The following is a 20998-nucleotide window of genomic DNA, read 5'->3' as shown; positions in this document are numbered from 1 at the left end:
ACGAAGTGCTCGCCTCAAAGCTTTCTGTAGGAAAGCTGCTTCGGAAGCATAAGCTTTCACCGGATTTCCCCCTTTATAAATGAAATGAAGAAATCTGGGGATAACAGCGATCGTAAGATGGTACTGCAATCGTAGTCACACTGTGTAAACTTTGTTAGTTCGTTTTATGAATGTAAAAATATAATTGAACGGTCAGGCCTAGGGCAGACATTGTGCTGTTGCTAAGGCTTGCTCACCATAAGGAGTATGGAGTATTCATGTTAAACGGTAAACAAAAGCGCTTTTTGCGTTCACAGGCACATCATCTGACCCCTGTATTTCAAATCGGCAAAGGGGGAACGAATGAGCACCTGTTCCGTCACATCGAAGATGCGATTGAGAAGCGCGAATTGATGAAAGTGCAAGTGCTCAACAACAATGACGAGGACAGAAAAGAGATGGCCGAAGAAGTTGCCCGTGAAACGGGTAGTGAGCTTGTACAAGTCATCGGTAACACAATCATCCTGTACAAAGAATCGCGCGATAACAAACAAATCGAACTACCTAGGTAAGGGAGAGTGACGGGGTGAAGATCGGCATCATGGGTGGTACGTTTGATCCGATCCACATGGGGCATCTGCTGGCAGCAGAAGTGGCCAGGGATTCGCATGCACTGGATGAGATCTGGTTCATGCCTTCCCATGTCCCTCCTCATAAACGCGGAGCCGGAGCGTCGGGACAGCAACGTCTCGAAATGACGGAAGCGGCTGTGAAAGAAGTACAGCATTATGAGGTGCTTGGCATCGAGATGGAACTTGGCGGTGTGTCCTATACCATTGATACCATGAAGGAGCTTTGGCGCCGCTATCCGCAGCATGAATTTTATTTCATTGTTGGAGCGGATATGGTGAACTATCTTCCCAAATGGGAACAGATCGAAGAACTCGCCGAACGTTTAACCTTCATCGGTGTGGGGCGACCGGGATTCCAGTTACATCTGGATGACCTGCCAGACGCGTTACAGGATCGGGTATTGTTGGCTGAGATGCCCCTGGTGGACATATCATCCACAGCCGTACGCAGACGTCTTGCCAAAGGTCATTCGGTACGTTTCATGATTCCTGATGAGGTGCACCAATACATTGTAAGGAGCGGTTTATATGGAACTAAGCCGTGACGAACTGATCCGCGCAGTTTCCGGTCAAATGCCAGAGAAGCGTTGGAAACACACGCTGGGTGTCATGGAGTCGGCAGTGTTATTGGCTAAAAAATATGGTGCTGATCCTGTAAAAGCGGATTTGGCAGCCATATTGCATGATGTGGCCAAGTATTGGCCCGTATCCGAGATGGAAGCGGTCATCCGTGACAATGGATTGAACCAAGAACTTTTACAGCATGACAAGCAGCTCTGGCATTCCGAAGTGGGTGCTTTTGTTGCTGAACGTGACTACGGCATCGATGATGCCGAAATTATTAATGCTATTCGTTGGCATACCTCGGGTCGAGTGGGCATGAGCCTGCTGGATAAAGTGGTATGTCTTGCGGATTATATTGAACCCGGAAGGGACTTCCCGGGAGTAAATCATATTCGCGAACAGGCTGAGCTCAGTCTGGAAGAAGGTCTAATTGCCGGTTTTGACTCAACGATCAGCTTGTTGATCTCGCAGCGCCGTGTCATTTACCCTTTGACCATGTTGTCGCGGAATGACTTGATTGCACATTTATAGATTAGATTATGGAGGTTGGTTCATGACAGTATCATCGAAAGAACTTATGAATATGGCGGTTGCTGCCGCTGACGATAAAAAGGCATCTAACATTGTAGCACTGGATCTGATTAACATCTCGCTGGTAGCGGACTATTTTGTTATCTGTCACGGGAATTCCGATACTCAGGTACAGGCGATTGCAACAGAGATTCGTAAACAGGCGCATGCTGCCGGCGTGAACATCAAAGGCATCGAAGGTATGGATTCGGCACGTTGGGTATTGATGGATATGGGTGATGTGGTTGTTCATATCTTCCACCGTGACGAGCGTGAGTATTACAACATTGAACGACTGTGGTCTGATGCCAAAGTGGTGGAAACGGTATGAGTTTGATCGCAGGAACAGTCGTCAACTTGCCGGTTTCACGTGAAGTGTCTCCATTTGGCTACTTTTTGACGACAGGATCGGAAGATGTACTGCTTCACTATACGGAGCTCACACGGGACGTGAAAATTGGAGAAACGCTGGAGGTCTTTCTGTTCTTTGATACGGAAGATCGCCTGGCGGCAACCATGAAAAAACCATATCTCACTCTTGGCGAAATGGCACGTCTGGTTGTGGCTGATATTCACCCACGCCTCGGCTGTTTCCTCGAGATGGGGCTTGGGCGGCAATTGCTACTCCCGATTCGTGAGCTGTCTGAATTGGAAGAGCTGCGTCCCCAGGTGGGCGATGAAGTCTTTGTTATTATGGAACATGACAAGCAGGGACGTTTGCGTGCGAAATTGGCCGGAGAACGTGAGCTTGCACCATTGTCTTTCCATGCGCCAACCTCATGGGTTAATCAATGGGTTGAAGCTACGGTGTACAAGACACTTCAGATGGGTACGTTTGTACTTGTTGAAGGTGGAGTGCTGGGATTTGGAGCCATTGGCATGATCCATTCCTCGGAGCGTAACCGGATGCTGCGTCTGGGTGAAAAGGTAAACTGCCGGGTAACTATGGTCCGTGAAGATGGACGTGTCAATCTGGCAATGTCTCCTCTCAAAGAGGTTGGTCGCAACGAAGATGCAGACAAACTGCTTGCTTTCATGAAAGAGCGCCCTACGGGCGGCATGCCGTATTCGGATGCAACCCCGCCGGACATCATCAAGCAGCGTTTTGGTATCAGTAAATCCGCTTTCAAGCGGGCCTTGGGCAAACTGATGAAGGATGGTCTGGTAACTCAAAAGGAAAACTGGACTTATCTGACAGAGTCTGTACTTCAGGATCAGAACGAGGACAAGTAGACAAACGGGTAGAATGGATCAAGCATACGCTTGAATCCACAAGTAAAGGCAGGGCAAGGCTGGGTGAACTCCGGACGCCCCTGCTTTTTCTTTTGTTCAAAAGAGATTCGAAAATGAAATTGAAAGTGCGGTGCCTGACATGTCTTACCGGAAATTTGCCTATGTGTACGATGAATTAATGGAGGATATGCCTTATCCGGACTGGATAAGGTTTGCGAGAACGGCTTGGGAACGGCATGGCATGCCGAAAAGTGTGGCTGAACTGGGCTGTGGAACCGGCTCAATTACGATCCCACTGGTGAACTCCGGCTTTGAAGTTACAGGTATTGACCTGTCAGCGGACATGCTGTCTGTTGCACGCAGTAAAATGGAGGCCACGCCTCAAGGCCACCGCTTATATCGGGAAGGCAGTGTCCGCTGGGTGCAGCAGGATATGCGGGACTGGAGAGTGCCGGAGCCTGTGGACTCGGTGATATCGTTCTGTGATTGCGTGAATTATCTGCTTGAAAAAGAGGATATCGTTCGTACCTTTCAGCGTACTTACGAGATGCTAAAGCCGGAGGGCACATTCCTGTTCGATGTACATCATCCGAATACCCTTATTCGATACGAAGAGGAGCAACCATTTGTGTTGGACGAACGCTCCGTATCGTATATTTGGACCTGTGATATGGATCATGAACGGTGTGAGATTGAGCATCATCTAAGTATCTTTTCGCGTGTGGCTGAGAGCGGCAAGGATATGTACCAACGGTTTGAAGAGGTTCATGTTCAGCGTGCGTATGATCCGGACTGGATGAAGCTGGAGCTCACGAAGGCTGGCTTCAGAGATGTACGTGTATATGCTGATTTTGAGTGGAAAGAGGCGGGAGAAGGCGCACAGCGTCTATTCTATGTAGCCGTGAAATAGGATTAAGATAAAGAACTGTCCTTATGATGTATAAGGGCAGTTCTTTGTTTATAAGAATGTTTTTTTATATGTAATAAAAGTTATTGCCAGTGGGGTTAAAGGAAGCCATAATAGTTGGATGGAAAACGTTTTCTAATTAGTAGAATCCTGAAAAATTAAATTCTGGGTGGGATGCAGAATGGAAAGTACATACAAAACAAGGCTTACTTCCGAACAATTAGACAGAATTGTGCAGCAGCACTTTAACACAGGTGTCCAAGAATACAAAGAGATGATTGACGGGTGGGCAAACCACGCTTACTTTATTACCAAGAAAGACGGACAGAAGGTTGTACTCAAAATAGCTCCTTCTAATGGCATTAAGCTGATGCGCTGCGAACAGCATGTCATGGTTGCTGAGGTTGAAGCACTACGACTCGCGGCAGAACTTCAGGATGTACCCGTTCCTCGGGTATTGGCCTATGATCCATCGCTCACCCTGGTTCCGGCAGAATATTTTATTATGGAGTACATGCCAGGAACGCCGTATAACAAAGTCAAAGATCAGTACAGTGCAGAAGAGCAGGAATCCATAGAGCAGCAGCTGGGTGCATACAATCGTCGGATCAATGAAATTAAAGGAGAGAAGTTTGGTTACTTTTCTTCAAAGAAATCGCATTATACAACGTGGAAAGAAGCTTTCATGAGCCTAATGGATGATATGCTTGCAGATAGCAAAGCAGCGGGTGTGGAATTTTCGATTCGTTATGAGGAACTGGAGCGTTTGATTCAAGAGAAATCGGATGTGCTGGATGATGTCAAAGAGCCTGTGCTTGTACATTGGGATTTGTGGGATGGGAATGTATTTGTAGAGGCGGGGAAAATCACCGCCATTATCGATTTCGAACGTTCCCTTTGGGCAGATCCTTTAATGGAGCACTATTTCAGTCATTTTAATAATACACCGGGATTCCTCAAAGGATATGGTAGAGCAGTTACAACAGACAGTGAACGAAAAAGAAGAAGTTTATATGATCTGTATTTTGATCTGGCGCTGAGAATCGAGTGTCCATATCGTCAATACGATAACAAGGAACACATTCAGTGGTCGATTGATAATCTAGAAGAAGGAATCAAGCGATTCCAGTCGTCTTAAGGTGTATACTGATGCGTAGCATTGCTTATACTCAACAGACAGTGTAATATTGACTTTAATGCTGCTTTTTTATATAATGTTTCCGATCATATCGTATACATATTTCGATGATAAGGATCAGTAGTGAATCCTGTACATGACAGAGAGCCGGCGCTTGGTGCAAGTCGGTTGACAGTATTTCACGAACTCGCCTTGGAGAAATGCGGTGATTACACCATCTTGCAACCGACTGATTAACACTCGGGTTCAGGAATGGAAATCCGCATCGGTTAACCGCCGTTACAGGTCCAAAGGGAGTGGATGACGAAGCACGATCGTCCGCTAACTAGGGTGGTACCACGGGAATTCAACCTCTCGTCCCTAGCGCTGCAAACGCTACGGGATGCTGAGGTTTTTTTGTTGCAATAAAAGCGAATAACCAGAGGAGGAACAATAGATGAGTGAGAATCAACAGCCGAAACACGGCTATAAGCCACAAGACATGGAGAAAAGTTGGCAGCAATACTGGGATGACAATAAAACGTTTAAAACGGGTGAAGACCCCGCTAAACCGAAGTTTTATGCCTTAGATATGTTTCCGTATCCATCCGGCTCAGGCCTGCACGTAGGTCACCCGGAAGGATATACGGCAACGGATATCGTATCCCGTTTCAAACGTATGCGCGGTTTCAATGTATTGCATCCAATGGGTTGGGACGCTTTCGGCCTGCCTGCTGAGCAGCATGCATTGGATACTGGTGAGCATCCACGGGATATTACATTCCGCAATATTGACAATTTCCGTCGCCAGATCAAATCACTGGGTTTCTCATATGACTGGGATCGGGAGATCAGCACAACAGACCCTGACTATTACAAATGGACGCAATGGATCTTCATCCAGTTGTACAATAAAGGCCTGGCTTATGTAGATGAAGTGCCTGTGAACTGGTGCGAAGCTTTGGGAACGGTACTAGCGAACGAAGAAGTTATCGACGGTAAGAGTGAGCGCGGTGGACATCCGGTCGTTCGTAAACCGATGCGCCAGTGGGTATTGAGAATTACAGAATATGCAGAGCGTTTGCTGGAAGACCTGGAAGAGCTGGACTGGTCGGAAAGTATTAAGGATATGCAGCGCAACTGGATCGGCAAATCGACCGGGGCGGAAGTTACTTTTGCCATTGAGGGTCATGAAGAAGTTATTAAAGTGTTTACGACACGTGCAGATACTTTGTTTGGTGCAAGTTATGCTGTATTGGCACCTGAGCATGAGCTAGTGGAAGTCATTACAACAGCTGAACAGCGTGAAGCAATCAAGGCATATCAGGAACAGGCTGCTCGCAAGAGTGATCTGGAACGTACTGATTTGGCTAAAGACAAAACGGGTGTGTTCACAGGAACTTATGCAATCAATCCGGTAAACGGAGCGAAGGTGCCAATCTGGATCGCCGATTATGTTCTGGCTGGATACGGCACAGGGGCGATCATGGCTGTTCCGGGACATGACGCTCGTGACTGGGAGTTTGCAAAACAGTTTGGTCTGGACATCATCGAGGTTGTACAGGGTGGCGACGTGAGACAAGAAGCGTATTCCGGAGACGGACCGCATGTGAACTCCGATTTCCTGAACGGATTGAACAACGAAGAAGCGATTGCGAAGATGATTGCCTGGTTGGAAGAGAACGGTAAGGGACAAGGCAAGGTAACCTATCGTCTGCGCGATTGGCTGTTCAGCCGTCAGCGTTACTGGGGTGAACCAATCCCGATTCTGCATCTGGAAGACGGAACGATGAAGACGGTGCCGGAAGATCAACTGCCTTTGCTGCTGCCGGATATTGACCAGATCAAACCCTCGGGCACTGGAGAGTCACCACTGGCGAATGTTACGGAATGGGTTAACACCGTAGATCCGGAAACGGGAATGAAAGCACGTCGCGAGACGAACACAATGCCACAATGGGCAGGTAGCTGCTGGTATTACCTGCGCTTTATTGATCCACACAATGACAAGGAACTGATCTCTCAGGAGAAACAGCAGCAATGGCTGCCAGTTGATCTGTATATCGGGGGAGCAGAGCACGCGGTGCTTCACTTGCTGTACGCTCGTTTCTGGCATAAAGTGCTGTATGATCTGGGTGTGGTGCATACCAAAGAGCCGTTCCACAAACTGGTCAACCAAGGGATGATCCTGGGAACCAACAATGAGAAGATGAGTAAATCCCGTGGTAATGTTATTAACCCGGATGAGATCGTCAATGAATTTGGTGCAGATACATTGCGTCTGTATGAAATGTTCATGGGGCCTCTGGAGGCGACAAAACCATGGAACGCTAACGGGGTTGAGGGCATGCACCGCTTCCTGTCACGTGTATGGCGTCTGTTCATCAATGAAGATACAGGTGCAATTAATGACAAGATCACAGCAGATGGTGGAACCGATGAGTTCAAGCGGACTGCACACAAGACAATCAAAAAGGTTACAGAGGATATGGAACATCTGCGTTTCAACACAGCGATCAGCCAGTTGATGATCTTCATCAACGATGCGTACAAAGCAGATACGCTGCCGCGTGAAGCAATGGAGAACTTTGTACAGCTGTTGTCACCGCTGGCACCGCATATGGCAGAGGAGCTGTGGAGCCGTCTCGGTCATGAAGGTGGAATCTCTTACGTAGCTTGGCCTGAGTATGATGAGTCCATGACGGTGGACGCCGAAGTGGAGATTGTTGTTCAAGTGAATGGCAAAATTGTAACCCGTGCTACGATCGCGAAGGATCTGGACGCACAGGGCATGCAGGACTTTACAATGGAACTGGCACCTGTGAAACAGGCACTGGAAGGCAAGACCATTCGCAAGGTCATTGCCGTTCCAGGCAAACTCGTTAATATTGTTGCCGGTTAATCTCACCGGCTTTGAATAGTTCATCCAGCTTCAACAAATCTTCATCATATTTGTCGTGAGTCGTCTGGATCAGACTGTCAAAAACCCCATTCAGACTGACCTTTAGCAGGGCAAGTGCCTGTGCGGTGATGCCGCCAGGGACAGCCACGCGAGCCTGAAGTTCTTGCGGGGTGTATCCTCCTTCGGTGAGCAGCTTGCCTGTTCCCAGGAGCATCTCGCCGGCAAGAGCGCAGGCGTCGGCTCGTTTGATGCCTGTAAGCTTGACGGCACTCTCAATCCATTGCTCCAGAAAGAACGATATGAATGCAGGTCCGCAGCTGGAGAAGTCGGATGTGATCCGGGTGCAGGCTTCATCCACTTGATAGGGTCTGCCGATATGACTGAGCAGCCCTTCCAGCACAGCGCGGTCTTCGGTAGTCATTCGCTCACCGTGAATACACAGGGACGCTCCGCTGCCGACCTGGTGCGTAACGCTGGGGATAACTTTGGAGACTTTGCAAGGAAGTGAAGATTCCAGATGGCGCAGCTGCACGGGACTGGTGATCGAGACGATTATATGATTGGGATTCACGACAGGCAGGATGTCGTCAATGACATGTTTGAATTCAAGTGGCTTCACGCACAAAAAGATGATATTGCTGCGGATGACGGTTTCCCGGTTGCTCTGTGATTCATGCAGACCGGGGTAACGTAGGGATAGCTGCCGTACTTTGGAAGGGGTTCTATTGCTGGCGGCGATCTGCCGTGGCTCAAGTGCACCGGATTGAATCAAGGCATAGATCAGCAGGCTGCCCATGCTGCCGGTTCCGATAAATCCAACCTTCATTGTTCAGGCCTCCTTTCATGCTTTACGGTAATGGCGCAGTTCTTTCCCTCTAGTGTATGCGTCAGGACCTGCTTCACATGACATGAAAATTGTACAGCTTGGTTTACCAGGCAAATCCAACGGTTCGGAAGCACCGCCCGTGTTCAGAATAGATTTTTTTGAATCCAGGGAGAGGTGTGGAAGAAAATGAGATGGAACAAGGGGATGACCATTGCTGCGGCGGTGGTCGGATGTATTCTGATATTATGGTCGGGCAAAAGTGAACAGCCGCCTTCGGGCTGGGAACCTATGCAGCTCGCCACCGAGAAGCCGACGATAGAGCAGGAAACCCCTGCTGTACAGTCGGCTACTTTGGTTCAGGAACAAACGAAGGCTTCCGATGCAGAACAGAGATCGTCAACAACAGAGGCCCCAGTAGAGACTAATCTGGTTGATGCCGCAGCAGGGAAAGTGTCTGATCAGACAGTTGCAGTTAAGCAAACGGATACTCCTACTGATGGGACACAAACGAAATCCGAGGCAGCGGTTGTTTCACCAGACAATAACCAAGCTTTGGTAAGCAATGAAGCTGTCGACAATGGCAAAATTGATGTCAATACAGCTCCGGCAGCGAAGCTTATGGACCTTCCTGGAATTGGGGAGAAAAAGGCGCAAGCCATTATTGATTATCGTAATTCCCATGGTCCTTTTACCAAAGTCAGCGATCTGACCAAGGTGAAAGGAATCGGAATGAAGATGCTGGAGAAAATGGCTCCTTATGTACAGATCAGGTAATCACGCAATATTAAATATTAGGATATAAGTTGAATTGGAAATGACATAAGAACGATGTATGGGTTCAACTTTCATCATGTGGGAGGGAAACGGTTATGAGCACAGCAGACGTACGCAAAGACTGGGATACGTATTTCATGGACATCGCATATATGGTCTCTACCCGTTCCCGCTGTTCACGCCGCCATGTTGGCGCCGTACTTGTTCAGGGGAAGAAACTGCTTGGAACAGCCTATAACGGTGCGCCCATGGGGGTTCCGGACTGCTCTGAAGCAGGATGCATGATCTCGGAAGAATATGAGCTGGTGGTAACCGACGGTCAGGAGGAAATGGTTAAAAAGCAACGCTGTATTCGTACTATTCATGCGGAGCAGAATTTGCTTTTGTTCACCGATCGAATTGACCGTGAAGGCTCTTCTGTATATGTCACGGATGAACCTTGCTGGACTTGCTCTAATATGCTCGCGAATAGCGGTATTACAGAAATCGTGTTTCATCGCCCGTATCCCAAGGACACAGGCAAGGTAACAAATATGATGAAGCAAAAAGGTATTACGTTTCGTAAGCTGGAAAATTACCAGCCTCCGCGGGAGACGATGATGACAGTAAGTGACTAGAACCAATATAATATTCAAATTTGCGGGGAAGAACCTCCGGTTGCTGTATCAGCTGCCGGGGGTTTTTCTGCGTTCATACGGGTGACACAAAGGAGGGGAAGAAAATGAAAGGTAGACCTTTACTCGTATTTACCGTCTGCTGGTTATGCGGTAGTGGGATGGCATGTGTATTATCGGGTTGGTCCTTGATCGTGGGAATGATCGGAGCATTCGTTTGTCTGCCTCTTTTACTACGATGGATTGATATACGCGGTTGGTCCATCTTGTTACTGATTGGAGCACTCGTTGGCGGTGCTGTGCACTGGGAATGGAATGATGCGCGGAATCGGAGTAGTCTGCCCGATATCACACATACGACAGCCGAGGATTTGGACGGTTATGCAGCTACACTCGAAGGAACCCTTATGTCGGATGTACGCATAGATGGGGATCGGGCTGATTTTGAAATGCAGGTCACGTCGATGCTTCCACTATCCGATGCATCCTCGGCGCCAGCGTCGGAAGCGCGAACTGCGCCTAACGTGAGAGAACGTCTAATGGTCCAAGTTCGCCTGGCTGAGGAAGAAGAACAGCAAGTAGCAGCAGGGTGGAAGCGAGGAGATACGATCACGTTGACGGGTGCGCTTGCGCTTCCCAGCGAAGCTAGAAATTTTGGTGGGTTTGACTATCGAAATTACTTAAGGACTCTTCATATCCATTGGTTGTTTAAAGTGAAGGGTGCCAGCTCGGTAACCACCGTTCCGCCGGAAGGGCTGGGGGAACTCAATATCCTCCGGTGGAATGACATCGTCAGGCATAAACTTGGCGCAGCGGTAGAACAGATATTTCCCGAACCTCATGCGGGGTATATGAAAGGCCTGATTATTGGGATGGCTAATGATATCGATCCGGATACATATGGACAATTTTCACAGCTTGGTTTAACTCATATATTGGCGATCTCCGGAACACATGTCGCGGTGTATGTGGCATCGCTGCTTCTCCTTTTATCATGGCTTAGGTTAACCCGAGAAACCTCGCTCACCATTGTGTTGCTGCTAATACCTGCATATGTACTGTTGTCTGGCGGTTCGCCATCAGTCATTCGTGCGGGTATCATGTCGATGATTGGTTTGTATATGGCGCGGCGCGGGCTTGCGAGGGATGGATTGCAGATGATCAGTGCAGCAGCGTTGTTGATGATGTGGTGGAACCCGTATTTTTTACTGAGCGTGAGCTTTCAGCTATCTTTTCTTGTAACGGCTGGACTGATGATTTACATGCCACTGATTAATCGGATATTTAGCAGTTGGCCCAAGGGCCTTGCAGCAACAGCTTCTGTGACGGTAACAGCACAGCTCATTTCTTTTCCGGTCACGATTCTGTATTTCAACCAGTTTTCACTGCTTTCATTTGTCGCAAACTTCCTGCTTGTATCTTTGATCAGTGCCATTGTACTTCCTCTTGGAACGGTTGCCCTGATTTTATCGTTCATTTGGATACCTCTGGCTAAACCATTGGCGTGGATTGCTATTATGTTGAACAAATTGACCTTTGTAAGTGTGGAGTGGATGAACAGTTTGCCTGGATTTGTGCTGATCTGGGCTACCCCATCGCTACTGTGGATAACAGCATATTATGCCGTTCTCTATGCGCTTCTGCGGGTCCTTCATCGTGGTCGAGGTGACCAGCCTGTAGTTCAGGGCACAGAAGAGGATACGGCTCCGCTGGATCGCCGATTTGTTGGGGGAACGCCTAAAGCGGCTCTAGGATTGTCTGGGTTGTCTAATGTATCATCACAAGGATTAAACAAAGGTGGACGTGAGGCTAGCCCGGGTTCGATGACAACATTAAGTGCAAGTATTGCCTGGCCGGAATATACCAGTGCATTTGCTGCGCGTGGGGCGGGTTTTTACTCTGGTGAACGGATGAACGTCTTCCACAAATGGATGTGTGCGCTGCTGGCTCTCAGCTTTGTGGTGGGATTATGGTGGGCATACCAGACACCGCAGCCTGCGGGGACAGGAGTGGTGCAGTTTTTGGATATCGGACAAGGGGACAGTACACTTATTACAACACCTGAAGGCAAACATATTTTGGTCGATGGTGGAGGTACGGTCCAGTTCGGGAAGTCTGAACAATCCTGGAAGACACGGCGTGATCCATACGAAGTAGGGGCCAAGGTGGTCGTTCCTTTATTGAAAAAGCGGGGCATTCATCGGCTGGACGCCGTAATCGTAACCCATGCCGATCAGGATCATGCTGGTGGATTACAGGCCGTGCTCGAACAGATTCCAGTGGAACGATTCATGTTCAATGGGACAACCAGCGGTACAGCCAATTTCGAGAAATTGCTGGATACCGTTATAGACAAGCAGATTCCGTTATATGCCATTCGCCAAGGGATGTCCTACGCTCCGGATGGGGAGACCAGACTACATTTTATATATCCGGATCTGGAGAAAGCGATGGATACAGAAGAAAGATTGCCCTTCTCGGAACATCAGAATCATGATTCGGTTGTCTTTATGCTGGAAATGGCAGGTGCCTCATTATTGTTCACAGGAGACATGGATGCTGCAGCGGAGCAGGATCTGCTCTATATGATTCAAGATGGATCGCTCTCAGCCTCGTTTGGACAGTACGATGCGGATGCTACGTTAGTAGATGTTACTATTCAGGAGATGTTTACACGTCATTTGGGGGAGAATCATGAGGTTCCTGTTACCATAGACGTATTAAAAGTTGCACACCACGGTAGCAAAACATCGTCAACGGAAGCTTGGTTACAGTACTGGAATGCATCTGCATCCGTGATATCTGCTGGGGCCAACAATACATATGGACATCCCAATCCTGGGGTGCTTGAACGTCTTGTAAATTCGGGTACAGAGATCTATCGAACAGATCAAATGGGGGAGATTCAGATGAAGATCAAAGATGGGAAGATTGATGTGCGCTACAAGTTGACGATGGATGATTCATGAATTTCTGTGGGAGTTGGCTAAAATGGATTACTCTCTTGCTTTTGAAATACCAACTATTAAGCTAATTATAGTCGCACTGAATAAGTTAATCGTGTGATCGATTTGATCCCAAGTTTTATGGCGTATCATCATATTATATACAATAAATAATAGACTACAGAGTAGAAAAAATCCCAGGAAGTACTTTAAAAAGATTTTCAAATTCATTTAATCTGCCTCATATCTGCATAGAAATTTTGTTGCGCCGTTGTGAGTTCTAGTTCGTCTTTGCGACTTGAATTACTATTAAATAGTGTCCAGTTTTCCGTTAGTTGTCTGATTTCGCTCCTCTACGTGCCTATATTTTCTATTTTAAGTTATAAAATGGGATTGATTATGCTGTTTATGTGAAATTAATGTAAAATTTCGTGAAAGATACGTAATACTTCTGTGTTCATCATGTTCGCTCAATAAAGATAAAATCTATACAGTCCCAATCTACAACTGGTTGTCATTTATTAATTTTTTGTATGAAGTACATCATTTGCTCGAAGAATGAAACCAAAAGCCCGCTTTCCGGTATACTCCTCGGGGAGAATGCCGGAAAGCGGGCTAATCTTGGAATGACTTATAACAACGAATTATTCAACGCCATCTTTGAAGTGTTTACTCCAATGTTTGTCGCCTTTGTGCAACAGATCTTCTACGGTTTTCTCAAGCGTCAGCAAGAGCTGTGCTCGTACATCAAGCACGGTTTCTCTGTACAAGCGTTCTTCCGATCCGACGATTTTATCGCCGTATAATGCCTGTGCAGCGGTGTATTTCCGATGTTCCTCAACCAGGGTATCAATAGACTGCAAAGCATGTTCCACAAAATGGGATATGCTTTGATATTCTTTGGGCATTTGTTCTTTTAACGCTTGAATTTTTGCAAGAGCTGGCATGCTCATCACCTCGTGTTATGAATGTAAATTTACAATACACTGTTTTCATGAAAATTACATTAAAACGAGCTTAAATTTGTAGAAAATTTGAACTTTTTTATTTTCAATGCTATAAGTGTTGTTAGCTATAATGTATGCCATTGTAATAAAATTGAGTCGTGTAAGTACTGGAATGACTTTTGAGCTGGCTTGATGACTCGTTATGCAATTTCTGTTATTCTAAGAGAAGATTTCAGCGGCCCCAATACATAAGCCGTTATTTTGTTATGGCAATAAAAAAAATACTTAACTTTGCAACAATTTTATTGATGGTCACGTCTGTAAGGTTGCAGGGAGAGGGGGATCCTTTGTGGTAGAGCCGGAACTCATCAGAGCCGCTCAATCGGGCGATCGCGACGCTCTAATTACCCTATTGCGGGACATTGAACAGCATGTTTATCGGACCGCATATTACATTCTAAATAATGAACAAGACGCTTTGGATGCTGCTCAGGAAGCGTTGATCCGAATTTACACCAAGATTAATTCATATGAGGAAAAGGCCCAGTTTAAGACATGGGTTCAGCGCATCGTCACGAATATCTGTATTGACAAATTCAGAAGAACCAAGCCCTCCGTCTCCATTGACGAGCATGATATGGTTTTTCAGGACAATCAGGATGTGGAATTCGAAGTGATGTCCACATATGTGGCAAAGGATATTCAGGATGCCATTAACAAGCTGCCTGAGCATCATCGTACCGTTATTGTTCTAAGATATTTGCAGGACTTATCCTATAACGAAATTGCGGATTGCCTCGATCTTCCGTTGAATACGGTTAAATCTTATTTATTTAGAGCCAGACAGCAATTACAGAATCTACTACAGGAGTATCAGAAAGGTGGTGTGACAGGATGAAATGCGAAGAGGTGGTGGAATGGATGCACCGGTATCTGGATCATGATCTGGGCGAGGCGGAAACTGCGCAGATGCTACAGCATGTGGCCCAATGCGCGGAGTGCGCCGAAAATTTTAGTTTGCTCAGAGCTCTCTCCAGAGAACTGGAAGATTTGCCGCAGGTAACCCCGAGATTCAGTCTGGTTGATGCCATTATGCCGCAACTGGATGCAATCGACGAAGCGAAAAGGGAACAAAGCAGTACAATACAGGAAATGAGTCCTGTCCCTGCTGCATTTGAGAATTTACAGCGTTCAAGTGAGCGGAAACCGAAGCAAAAATGGTTGAATTCTATGGCGGGCCGGATGTCCATGGGCGCAGCAGCAGCCGCTGTTGTACTGGGCGTTGCCATTTTTGGATATCAGCCAGAGAAGATTGAAAATGCAGAAATGATAATGAGCACGGGCAGTACCCAAGAAGGCGGGAATGAGGATCAAAATCCTCTGAGCAGAGAGATCAACAATGAAGATTCTTCTTCCTCACTACAGAGCGATAACAGTGTGTGGGTCGATAGTTCGGAAAGTCAGCCATCCGCTGAAGATAAACAAGCTCAAGAGGTTGGTCCTGAAGAAAATGGTTCAGAGAAGGTGCAGGAACCAGAATTGAAGGAAGAGCAACCTTCTAAACAGCCGGATACTGGGTCAGAATTGAACAAGAGTGATGCAACGAAAAACGCCCCTTCCAGTTCCAATTCTGCTGATAGTACCAAGAGTGCAGATCAGCAAAAAAGTCAGGATTCAGGAGCTGCTACCGGACCTTCGGCAGGTTCTACTGAGAGTGGAGCAACGGAGCCTGAAAATGGGGATGCACAATCATTCACTACTTCTCAGGATATGCCTGATGTTAAGGTAGAAGAGCCGACGGAGGGCGTGACGAGTCCTGATTCCGAGACAGGCATGGATGCAGCGGGAGGAAATAAGGGATTGGCTGCCACGGATTCAGGTGCACTTGCCACGAAGACTCCAAAAGAATGGAAGTCACCCGATGGCTCCTATCTGGTCATGCTACTCGGCGATCAGATCAGCATTTACTCTAAACCTGCCGCTGACCCGGATGTGCTTAATCTGGTCGAGCAACGTAGTGTGGAGGGTACACTAAAATCTGCGAGCTGGTCCAAGGATAGCACCGTATTCAATTACGAGACAGATCAAGATGGGACAACAGTGAAGAAATCGTTTAATGTGTCCACTGGTTCAAGCGGGACCTCTGGTAAATAGGCTGTAAATTATACGTTTGGCCTTAAGACTTGCCGAACATTTCTGTTGTATCAAGAATATATTGAAAGTAACAACAACGTCCTATCTCAGTTGGCATAACTGACGTCGTATGACCGCGCACCAGCTTTTTCTAGAATTGTTGGTGTCAGCGTTTATATAGATGTAGGACAGGGGGCCTTCATCCGTTAACCGGATGTAAGGCCCCTTTGTTGTCTGTCACGATTTCTGGTAGGATAAGAGGGATAAGGGGGCACCGTGATGGATGTAAAGAGTGCGACAAAGGCAATACGTAATGGAGAAACGGCTCCGGTATATGTGCTGTACGGAACGGAGAAGTACCAGATACAGCAATTTACGGATATGTTAAAACAACAGGTAATTGAAGAAGAGCACCGAGAATTTGCGATCATTCCATATGATCTCTCTGAGACACCTGTGGAGGTGGTCATTGAAGAAGCGGAGACGGTTCCTTTTCTTGTTCCACGTAAACTCATTATCGTTCGCGATGCTAATTTGTTTACAGCAGGCAAGGATTCCAAAATTGATCACCAGATTGATCGGCTGCTTACATATATGGACAATCCGGCAGATTATAGTACTATTGTGTTTCTGGCCCAAGGGGATAAGCTGGATGAGCGTAAAAAACTAGTCAAGGCAGCCAAGAAGCAAGCTGTTGCCCTTGCGTTCGCTCCGCTAAGTGGTGAAGAGCTGCTGGGTTGGATTGTAAAGCTGGCGAAGCAACGGGATGTATCTTTTGAGACTGGAGCGGCTGACACGCTTGTGAGTTATGCAGGAACAGGCTTGCAGACGTTATCTGCGGAAGTGGACAAGTTGTGTTTGTTCGCTGGTAACGGAGGCACGATTAAACGCGCGGATATCGAATCACTGGTGGCGCGAAGTACCGAGCAGAATGTGTTTGCGTTGGTGGAGGAGCTTGCTAACTTGAGATTAGAGAAGGCTTTGGGTCTTTTTTATGAGTTGCTGAAGCAGCGTGAAGAACCGATCAAAATTGCAGCGTTGATTGCCCGTCAATTCCGAATTATGATCCAGGTAAAAGAGTTAGGGCAGCAGAGTTACTCCCAACAGCAGATTGCCAGCCAGCTTGGTCTGCATCCGTATGCTGTCAAAATTGCTGGTGAACAGGCTCGCAAGTTTCAGGCAGAACGTTTGAGGCTAATACTGAGTCATCTCAGTGAACTGGATTATCAGATGAAGACCGGGGCAGTGGATAAAGTGCTCGGACTGGAGCTTTTCTTGTTAAGGCTCGGTGCTTAAAATTAGATATAACTGTAACACAAAGCGGCCTCTATTCCGTTGATGGTGAGATCATCGGAATAGAGGCCGCCCCGTTTGAATGAGTGCTTATAGAATCAGATACTAAAAAATCCTGAAAGCTCGTGCTGTTCAGGATTTTTCCATTAGATCGTATAAGTAACGCTTCTTACGCTTGTGCGGAAAGAGCGTTCAGTTTTTTCGCCAAGCGAGACTTTTTGCGGGCTGCAGCATTTTTATGAACCAGACCTTTAGTTACAGCCTTGTCCAGCTTTTTGGAAGCAGCTTGAATCGCAGCTTTTGCAGTATCAACTTCGTTACTTACCAGAGCAGCATCAGCAGCTTTAACAGCTGTACGGAGTGCAGATTTCTGGGAAGCGTTGAGTGCGCGGCGCTTGTCGCTCGTTTTTACGCGTTTAACAGCGGATTTGATGTTTGGCATTACATTCACCTCCTGTAAGGCATTTGCATGAATACAAACGTTTCACAACTTAAAATATTCTAGCACGCTGGCATGCAAATTGCAACAGATTTTCCTATGATGTTCGATGGTGCTGCATAAAGCACACCATTTTCCCACACAATATGCTCAAATGCGGTAAGGGAGGCAGGGACAGATGACACTGGATTTGCAAAATTATGCAGTTCGTACCGACTTGGCAATTGACTCTAAGGAGATGGCTCAGGGGGGGCAGAAACAGACGATTCCCGGGCTGCGGGAGGATGTGGATGAGAAAGACGGTATCAAAATCACACGTATTGATGTGCTTGATGATGCAGCAGCTACAGCAATTGGGCGTGTAAAGGGGCACTATGTCACTTTGGAGGTTCCATCGCTTCGTAACGGGGATACCGATCTTCAGGAGCGGGTGGCGGCAGAATTCACGCGAGAGATGGAAGATTTTTTGGCCAAAGCGGGAATTAACAAGACTTCCAAGGTGCTGATTGTGGGTTTGGGCAACCTGAACGTCACGCCTGATTCACTTGGTCCGCTGGTAGTGGAGAATCTGATGGTTACCCGTCAGTATTTTGAGCTGGTTCCGGATCAGGTTGCACCCGGTTATCGAGAAGTCAGTGCTATTGCGCCAGGTGTGCTGGGGACAACGGGTATAGAATCCAGTGACATCGTACAAGCGATCGTGGATCGAACGAAACCAGATGCAATCATTGCGATTGATGCGCTGGCTTCACGCTCCCTCGAACGTGTTAATACAACGATTCAAGTGGCAGACATCGGCATTCATCCTGGCTCAGGAATTGGGAACAAGCGACGTGGACTGACACGTGAAATATTGGGTGTTCCCTGCATTGCCATCGGTGTACCTACCGTATGTTATGCGTCGACCATCGTGAATAACGTCATCGAAATGATGCGTACTCATTTTCGGCAGGAGACCGACCAAACGAAACAGATTATGGGCATGCTGGACGATATTGGCGAAAATGACCGTCTCAGTTTGGTAAAAGAGGTACTGGAGCCACTAGGCCATGATCTGATCGTTACCCCCAAAGAAATCGACGAATTTGTCGAAGATATTGCCAATATTATTGCAACAGGTCTAAATGCAGCGCTCCATGATGCGGTAAATGCTGAGAATGTAGCTGCCTACACCCATTAATTAACATTTGAAATTTAAATGCTTGAGACTCCTGTGAAGAAGGTCCGAATCTATCGGACTTTCTTTTTTTGTGCAATCTTCTTTTTCCTGTTCTATCAAATCTGGCAGGCTCATAGAGTTGAAGTATAAGCGTTGTCCAGCAGGGAAGGAGACAGAAGCAATGAACAAAATATTGGCCTGGAATATTGGTAAATGGAAAAAGAGATGTTTGCACGTGCTGGCCATGGGCCGTACGTTGTTGTTGCTTATGATCATATCTGCTTTGTTTTTTGTTGTACTCGGTCTAGGGGGCATGGCAGAGAAGCGTTTGAATAGCTCACCCGTTTCTTCTATGAAAGGGTTTGCGGGAGCCGTATCAAGCAGCTTTTTTGTGGACATGCTCGGCATGGAAATGCCGCATCTAACTCAGAAGGAACAAGCCTCTGCATTTTCTGGTGAAAATCTGACTTCATTTGTGTTCCAACTGCTGACGAATGTGAATCCGCAAGACCCCAAAAGCCTGATCGCTAGAGAAATGCCTGGCATGGGTTCCAATCAACCCGTACTGCTGCGACCGGGCTCGGGAAATGAAAAAGCTGAAGCTCCAGAAGATTATCAGCCGGGTCCTGGACTCATTGATACGGCATCGGCAGGCGGAGGGAAATCAGGTGGAGAGCAGCATATCCCACCAGGTCAGGATAACCCCGATCCATCTGATCCGCAGAATCCGGGTGATGGTGAAGTAAAGGGTGATCCCCCACCGAAGAGTGGCGGTAAAGATGAACCGAGCAAACCAACGACAGGAAAAAAAGCGATTCTTGTCTACCATTCCCATCCACGTGAAGGATACAATCCTCTCTTGGGCACAAAGAGTGACAATCCTTCTTCTGGTAAATCGACGGGCAATGTTTTTCAAGTGGGAACCTACTTATCCGACAGTTTGGAGAAGCTGGGGATTGGGGTGGAGCATGCACAGGAAGATTATCCGACCAAGGTGAAGGATTATAACTGGAATTATTCCTATAAATACTCTCGTCAGACGGTGAAAACTGCACTCGCTCAAAATGACGATCTTACGTATCTCATCGATATCCACCGTGACTCACAACGTCATAACAAAACAACAACGACCATTAATAATCTGGGTTATGCCAAAGTATATTTTATTATAGGACATGAAAATCCAAACTGGCAGCAGAATGAGGCCTTTGCGGCCAAAATTCATAAGAAGCTGGAAGCGAAATATCCAGGGGTATCTCGGGGCGTATGGGGCAAGGACGGCGGCGGGGCCAACAATGGTGAATACAACCAGACGCTTTCTCCCAACAGCATATTGATTGAGATTGGCGGCATCGACAATACAGCTGCTGAACTGGAGCGGACATCCAAAGTACTCGCCGACATGATTGCAGAGGTGTACTGGAATGATCAGAAGGTGGACAAAGCTAGTGCGGAAAAGACATCACAAGGTGGCTAGTATTCCTGATATGGAAGAATAGAAGAATTGAAGATATAACAGGAGGCGAGGAATGTGTCCAGATTCGGCAAAAGATTGTTTTCCATCTGTTTATTAATGTTGCTGGGTGTGCTGTTTGGAATGCAGCTGGCAGGCAGCAACTTTAATAGGGGCGATGATTCGACTGGCAACCCTGCAGTGGTGAAAACTGAGCCGGCGGCACCGGCTGCCGAGTCTGTTCCGATCGCGGCGGTACAACAGGAGGTCAAAGAACCCCCAGCCGTACCTGTTCTGTCACCGAGTCAAGTGCTTGGCGCAGAGCAGAGCAAAGCACCGGTCGACGTGCTGGCTGACAAAACGGCAGGTCTTCTTCAAAATCTGTCCCATAACGGAATGAAGTGGGTAGTATCCTTATTTAGCGGAGTCGCTGAATAAAAGGTTATGAAATATAGGCAAAATATACCCTTGGGAGTTCGCAATTGTGACGATAATTATAAAGTTGGGGCAA

20 protein-coding genes and 1 other annotated feature are annotated in these 20998 nt (G+C 47.2%); of the genes, 17 read left to right on the top strand and 3 right to left on the bottom strand.

The window, feature by feature from the left end:
• Positions 1–257 precede the first annotated feature (257 nt).
• From yhbY to leuS, 8 genes are all read left to right on the top strand, one after another.
• Complete coding sequence (gene yhbY / locus BLS14_RS19445) at positions 258–551, top strand: ribosome assembly RNA-binding protein YhbY (RefSeq protein WP_063567269.1); 294 nt, start codon at positions 258–260, stop codon at positions 549–551.
• A gap of 14 nt (positions 552–565) precedes the next feature.
• Positions 566–1156 (top strand): nicotinate-nucleotide adenylyltransferase, encoded by a 591-nt coding sequence (locus tag BLS14_RS19440; RefSeq protein WP_090953501.1) that lies wholly within the window; start codon positions 566–568, stop codon positions 1154–1156.
• Positions 1140–1706, top strand: a complete 567-nt coding sequence (gene yqeK, locus BLS14_RS19435) for a bis(5'-nucleosyl)-tetraphosphatase (symmetrical) YqeK (RefSeq protein WP_090953499.1) — start codon at positions 1140–1142, stop codon at positions 1704–1706. Before BLS14_RS19440 ends, yqeK begins: the two co-directional genes overlap by 17 nt.
• A gap of 22 nt (positions 1707–1728) precedes the next feature.
• Entirely contained in the window at positions 1729–2076 is a 348-nt protein-coding gene (rsfS, locus tag BLS14_RS19430) for a ribosome silencing factor (RefSeq protein ID WP_024628517.1), read from the top strand.
• On the top strand, positions 2073–2978 hold the full coding sequence (locus tag BLS14_RS19425; RefSeq protein WP_090953497.1) for a CvfB family protein: 906 nt from the start codon (positions 2073–2075) through the stop codon (positions 2976–2978). The genes rsfS and BLS14_RS19425 overlap by 4 nt, the downstream gene beginning before the upstream one ends.
• 139 nt (positions 2979–3117) lie before the next feature.
• Complete coding sequence (locus BLS14_RS19420) at positions 3118–3888, top strand: class I SAM-dependent DNA methyltransferase (protein ID WP_063567273.1); 771 nt, start codon at positions 3118–3120, stop codon at positions 3886–3888.
• Positions 3889–4066: 178 nt separating this feature from the next.
• Positions 4067–5023 (top strand): phosphotransferase family protein, encoded by a 957-nt coding sequence (locus BLS14_RS19415; protein WP_090953495.1) that lies wholly within the window; start codon positions 4067–4069, stop codon positions 5021–5023.
• Between the two features lie 98 nt (positions 5024–5121).
• Positions 5122–5388: a binding site (T-box leader), on the top strand.
• Between the two features lie 71 nt (positions 5389–5459).
• Positions 5460–7904, top strand: a complete 2445-nt coding sequence (gene leuS / locus BLS14_RS19410) for a leucine--tRNA ligase (RefSeq protein ID WP_090953493.1) — start codon at positions 5460–5462, stop codon at positions 7902–7904.
• Here leuS and comER read toward each other — a convergent pair.
• Entirely contained in the window at positions 7885–8730 is an 846-nt protein-coding gene (gene comER / locus BLS14_RS19405) for a late competence protein ComER (protein WP_063567276.1), read from the bottom strand. The two genes, leuS and comER, sit on opposite strands and share 20 nt — an antisense overlap.
• Before the next feature lie 186 nt (positions 8731–8916).
• Between comER and BLS14_RS19400 the strand changes: the two genes are divergently transcribed.
• The 3 genes from BLS14_RS19400 (at position 8917) to BLS14_RS19390 (ending at position 13087) form a co-directional block, all read left to right on the top strand.
• Complete coding sequence (locus BLS14_RS19400; RefSeq protein WP_256336590.1) at positions 8917–9504, top strand: ComEA family DNA-binding protein; 588 nt, start codon at positions 8917–8919, stop codon at positions 9502–9504.
• A 95-nt stretch (positions 9505–9599) separates the two neighbouring features.
• Positions 9600–10121: a deoxycytidylate deaminase gene (locus BLS14_RS19395; RefSeq protein WP_063567278.1), complete on the top strand. Its 522-nt coding sequence runs from the start codon at positions 9600–9602 to the stop codon at positions 10119–10121.
• A 104-nt stretch (positions 10122–10225) separates the two neighbouring features.
• On the top strand, positions 10226–13087 hold the full coding sequence (locus tag BLS14_RS19390) for a ComEC/Rec2 family competence protein (RefSeq protein WP_090953491.1): 2862 nt from the start codon (positions 10226–10228) through the stop codon (positions 13085–13087).
• A 620-nt stretch (positions 13088–13707) separates the two neighbouring features.
• On the opposite strand, the gene BLS14_RS19380 is transcribed toward BLS14_RS19390, so the two are convergent.
• A complete protein-coding gene (locus BLS14_RS19380; RefSeq protein ID WP_053781298.1) occupies positions 13708–14010 on the bottom strand; it encodes a hypothetical protein in 303 nt (100 codons plus the stop codon).
• A gap of 349 nt (positions 14011–14359) precedes the next feature.
• Between BLS14_RS19380 and BLS14_RS19375 the strand changes: the two genes are divergently transcribed.
• The 3 genes from BLS14_RS19375 to holA all read left to right on the top strand — a co-directional run bounded on the left by BLS14_RS19375 (position 14360) and on the right by holA (position 17439).
• Positions 14360–14908, top strand: coding sequence for an RNA polymerase sigma factor (locus tag BLS14_RS19375; protein ID WP_024628507.1), 549 nt, complete (start codon positions 14360–14362; stop codon positions 14906–14908).
• Positions 14905–16164, top strand: a complete 1260-nt coding sequence (locus tag BLS14_RS19370) for an anti-sigma factor family protein (protein ID WP_090953489.1) — start codon at positions 14905–14907, stop codon at positions 16162–16164. The genes BLS14_RS19375 and BLS14_RS19370 overlap by 4 nt, the downstream gene beginning before the upstream one ends.
• Before the next feature lie 258 nt (positions 16165–16422).
• Positions 16423–17439: a DNA polymerase III subunit delta gene (gene holA, locus BLS14_RS19365; RefSeq protein ID WP_090953487.1), complete on the top strand. Its 1017-nt coding sequence runs from the start codon at positions 16423–16425 to the stop codon at positions 17437–17439.
• A gap of 166 nt (positions 17440–17605) precedes the next feature.
• On the opposite strand, the gene rpsT is transcribed toward holA, so the two are convergent.
• The gene (gene rpsT / locus BLS14_RS19360; protein ID WP_024628504.1) at positions 17606–17878 is read right to left on the bottom strand and encodes a 30S ribosomal protein S20; all 273 of its coding nucleotides are present in this window, start codon (positions 17876–17878) and stop codon (positions 17606–17608) included.
• 175 nt (positions 17879–18053) lie between these two features.
• Here rpsT and gpr point away from each other — a divergent pair, with 175 nt between their 5' ends.
• The 3 genes from gpr to BLS14_RS19345 all read left to right on the top strand — a co-directional run bounded on the left by gpr (position 18054) and on the right by BLS14_RS19345 (position 20925).
• On the top strand, positions 18054–19055 hold the full coding sequence (gpr, locus tag BLS14_RS19355; RefSeq protein ID WP_063567283.1) for a GPR endopeptidase: 1002 nt from the start codon (positions 18054–18056) through the stop codon (positions 19053–19055).
• 160 nt (positions 19056–19215) lie between these two features.
• The gene (locus tag BLS14_RS19350) at positions 19216–20511 is read left to right on the top strand and encodes a stage II sporulation protein P (RefSeq protein ID WP_064636355.1); all 1296 of its coding nucleotides are present in this window, start codon (positions 19216–19218) and stop codon (positions 20509–20511) included.
• A gap of 54 nt (positions 20512–20565) precedes the next feature.
• The gene (locus tag BLS14_RS19345; protein ID WP_063567285.1) at positions 20566–20925 is read left to right on the top strand and encodes a hypothetical protein; all 360 of its coding nucleotides are present in this window, start codon (positions 20566–20568) and stop codon (positions 20923–20925) included.
• Positions 20926–20998 lie beyond the last annotated feature (73 nt).

It is taken from the genome of Paenibacillus sp. OK060, from assembly GCF_900101205.1.
GTDB lineage: Bacteria > Bacillota > Bacilli > Paenibacillales > Paenibacillaceae > Paenibacillus > Paenibacillus marchantiae.
Note: the sequence above shows the minus strand (reverse complement) of the source record. Positions and strands in the feature narration are given on the sequence as shown.

What these genes read in the sequence shown, in the direction of transcription:
- yhbY (WP_063567269.1), top strand. Translation starts at nt 258, where the DNA reads ATGTTAAACGGTAAACAAAAGCGCTTTTTGCGTTCACAGGCACATCAT.
- yqeK (WP_090953499.1), top strand. Translation starts at nt 1,140, where the DNA reads ATGGAACTAAGCCGTGACGAACTGATCCGCGCAGTTTCCGGTCAAATG.
- rsfS (WP_024628517.1), top strand. Translation starts at nt 1,729, where the DNA reads ATGACAGTATCATCGAAAGAACTTATGAATATGGCGGTTGCTGCCGCT.
- BLS14_RS19425 (WP_090953497.1), top strand. Translation starts at nt 2,073, where the DNA reads ATGAGTTTGATCGCAGGAACAGTCGTCAACTTGCCGGTTTCACGTGAA.
- BLS14_RS19420 (WP_063567273.1), top strand. Translation starts at nt 3,118, where the DNA reads ATGTCTTACCGGAAATTTGCCTATGTGTACGATGAATTAATGGAGGAT.
- BLS14_RS19415 (WP_090953495.1), top strand. Translation starts at nt 4,067, where the DNA reads ATGGAAAGTACATACAAAACAAGGCTTACTTCCGAACAATTAGACAGA.
- leuS (WP_090953493.1), top strand. Translation starts at nt 5,460, where the DNA reads ATGAGTGAGAATCAACAGCCGAAACACGGCTATAAGCCACAAGACATG.
- comER (WP_063567276.1), bottom strand. Translation starts at nt 8,730, where the DNA reads ATGAAGGTTGGATTTATCGGAACCGGCAGCATGGGCAGCCTGCTGATC.
- BLS14_RS19400 (WP_256336590.1), top strand. Translation starts at nt 8,917, where the DNA reads ATGAGATGGAACAAGGGGATGACCATTGCTGCGGCGGTGGTCGGATGT.
- BLS14_RS19395 (WP_063567278.1), top strand. Translation starts at nt 9,600, where the DNA reads ATGAGCACAGCAGACGTACGCAAAGACTGGGATACGTATTTCATGGAC.
- BLS14_RS19390 (WP_090953491.1), top strand. Translation starts at nt 10,226, where the DNA reads ATGAAAGGTAGACCTTTACTCGTATTTACCGTCTGCTGGTTATGCGGT.
- BLS14_RS19380 (WP_053781298.1), bottom strand. Translation starts at nt 14,010, where the DNA reads ATGCCAGCTCTTGCAAAAATTCAAGCGTTAAAAGAACAAATGCCCAAA.
- BLS14_RS19370 (WP_090953489.1), top strand. Translation starts at nt 14,905, where the DNA reads ATGAAATGCGAAGAGGTGGTGGAATGGATGCACCGGTATCTGGATCAT.
- holA (WP_090953487.1), top strand. Translation starts at nt 16,423, where the DNA reads ATGGATGTAAAGAGTGCGACAAAGGCAATACGTAATGGAGAAACGGCT.
- rpsT (WP_024628504.1), bottom strand. Translation starts at nt 17,878, where the DNA reads ATGCCAAACATCAAATCCGCTGTTAAACGCGTAAAAACGAGCGACAAG.
- gpr (WP_063567283.1), top strand. Translation starts at nt 18,054, where the DNA reads ATGACACTGGATTTGCAAAATTATGCAGTTCGTACCGACTTGGCAATT.
- BLS14_RS19350 (WP_064636355.1), top strand. Translation starts at nt 19,216, where the DNA reads ATGAACAAAATATTGGCCTGGAATATTGGTAAATGGAAAAAGAGATGT.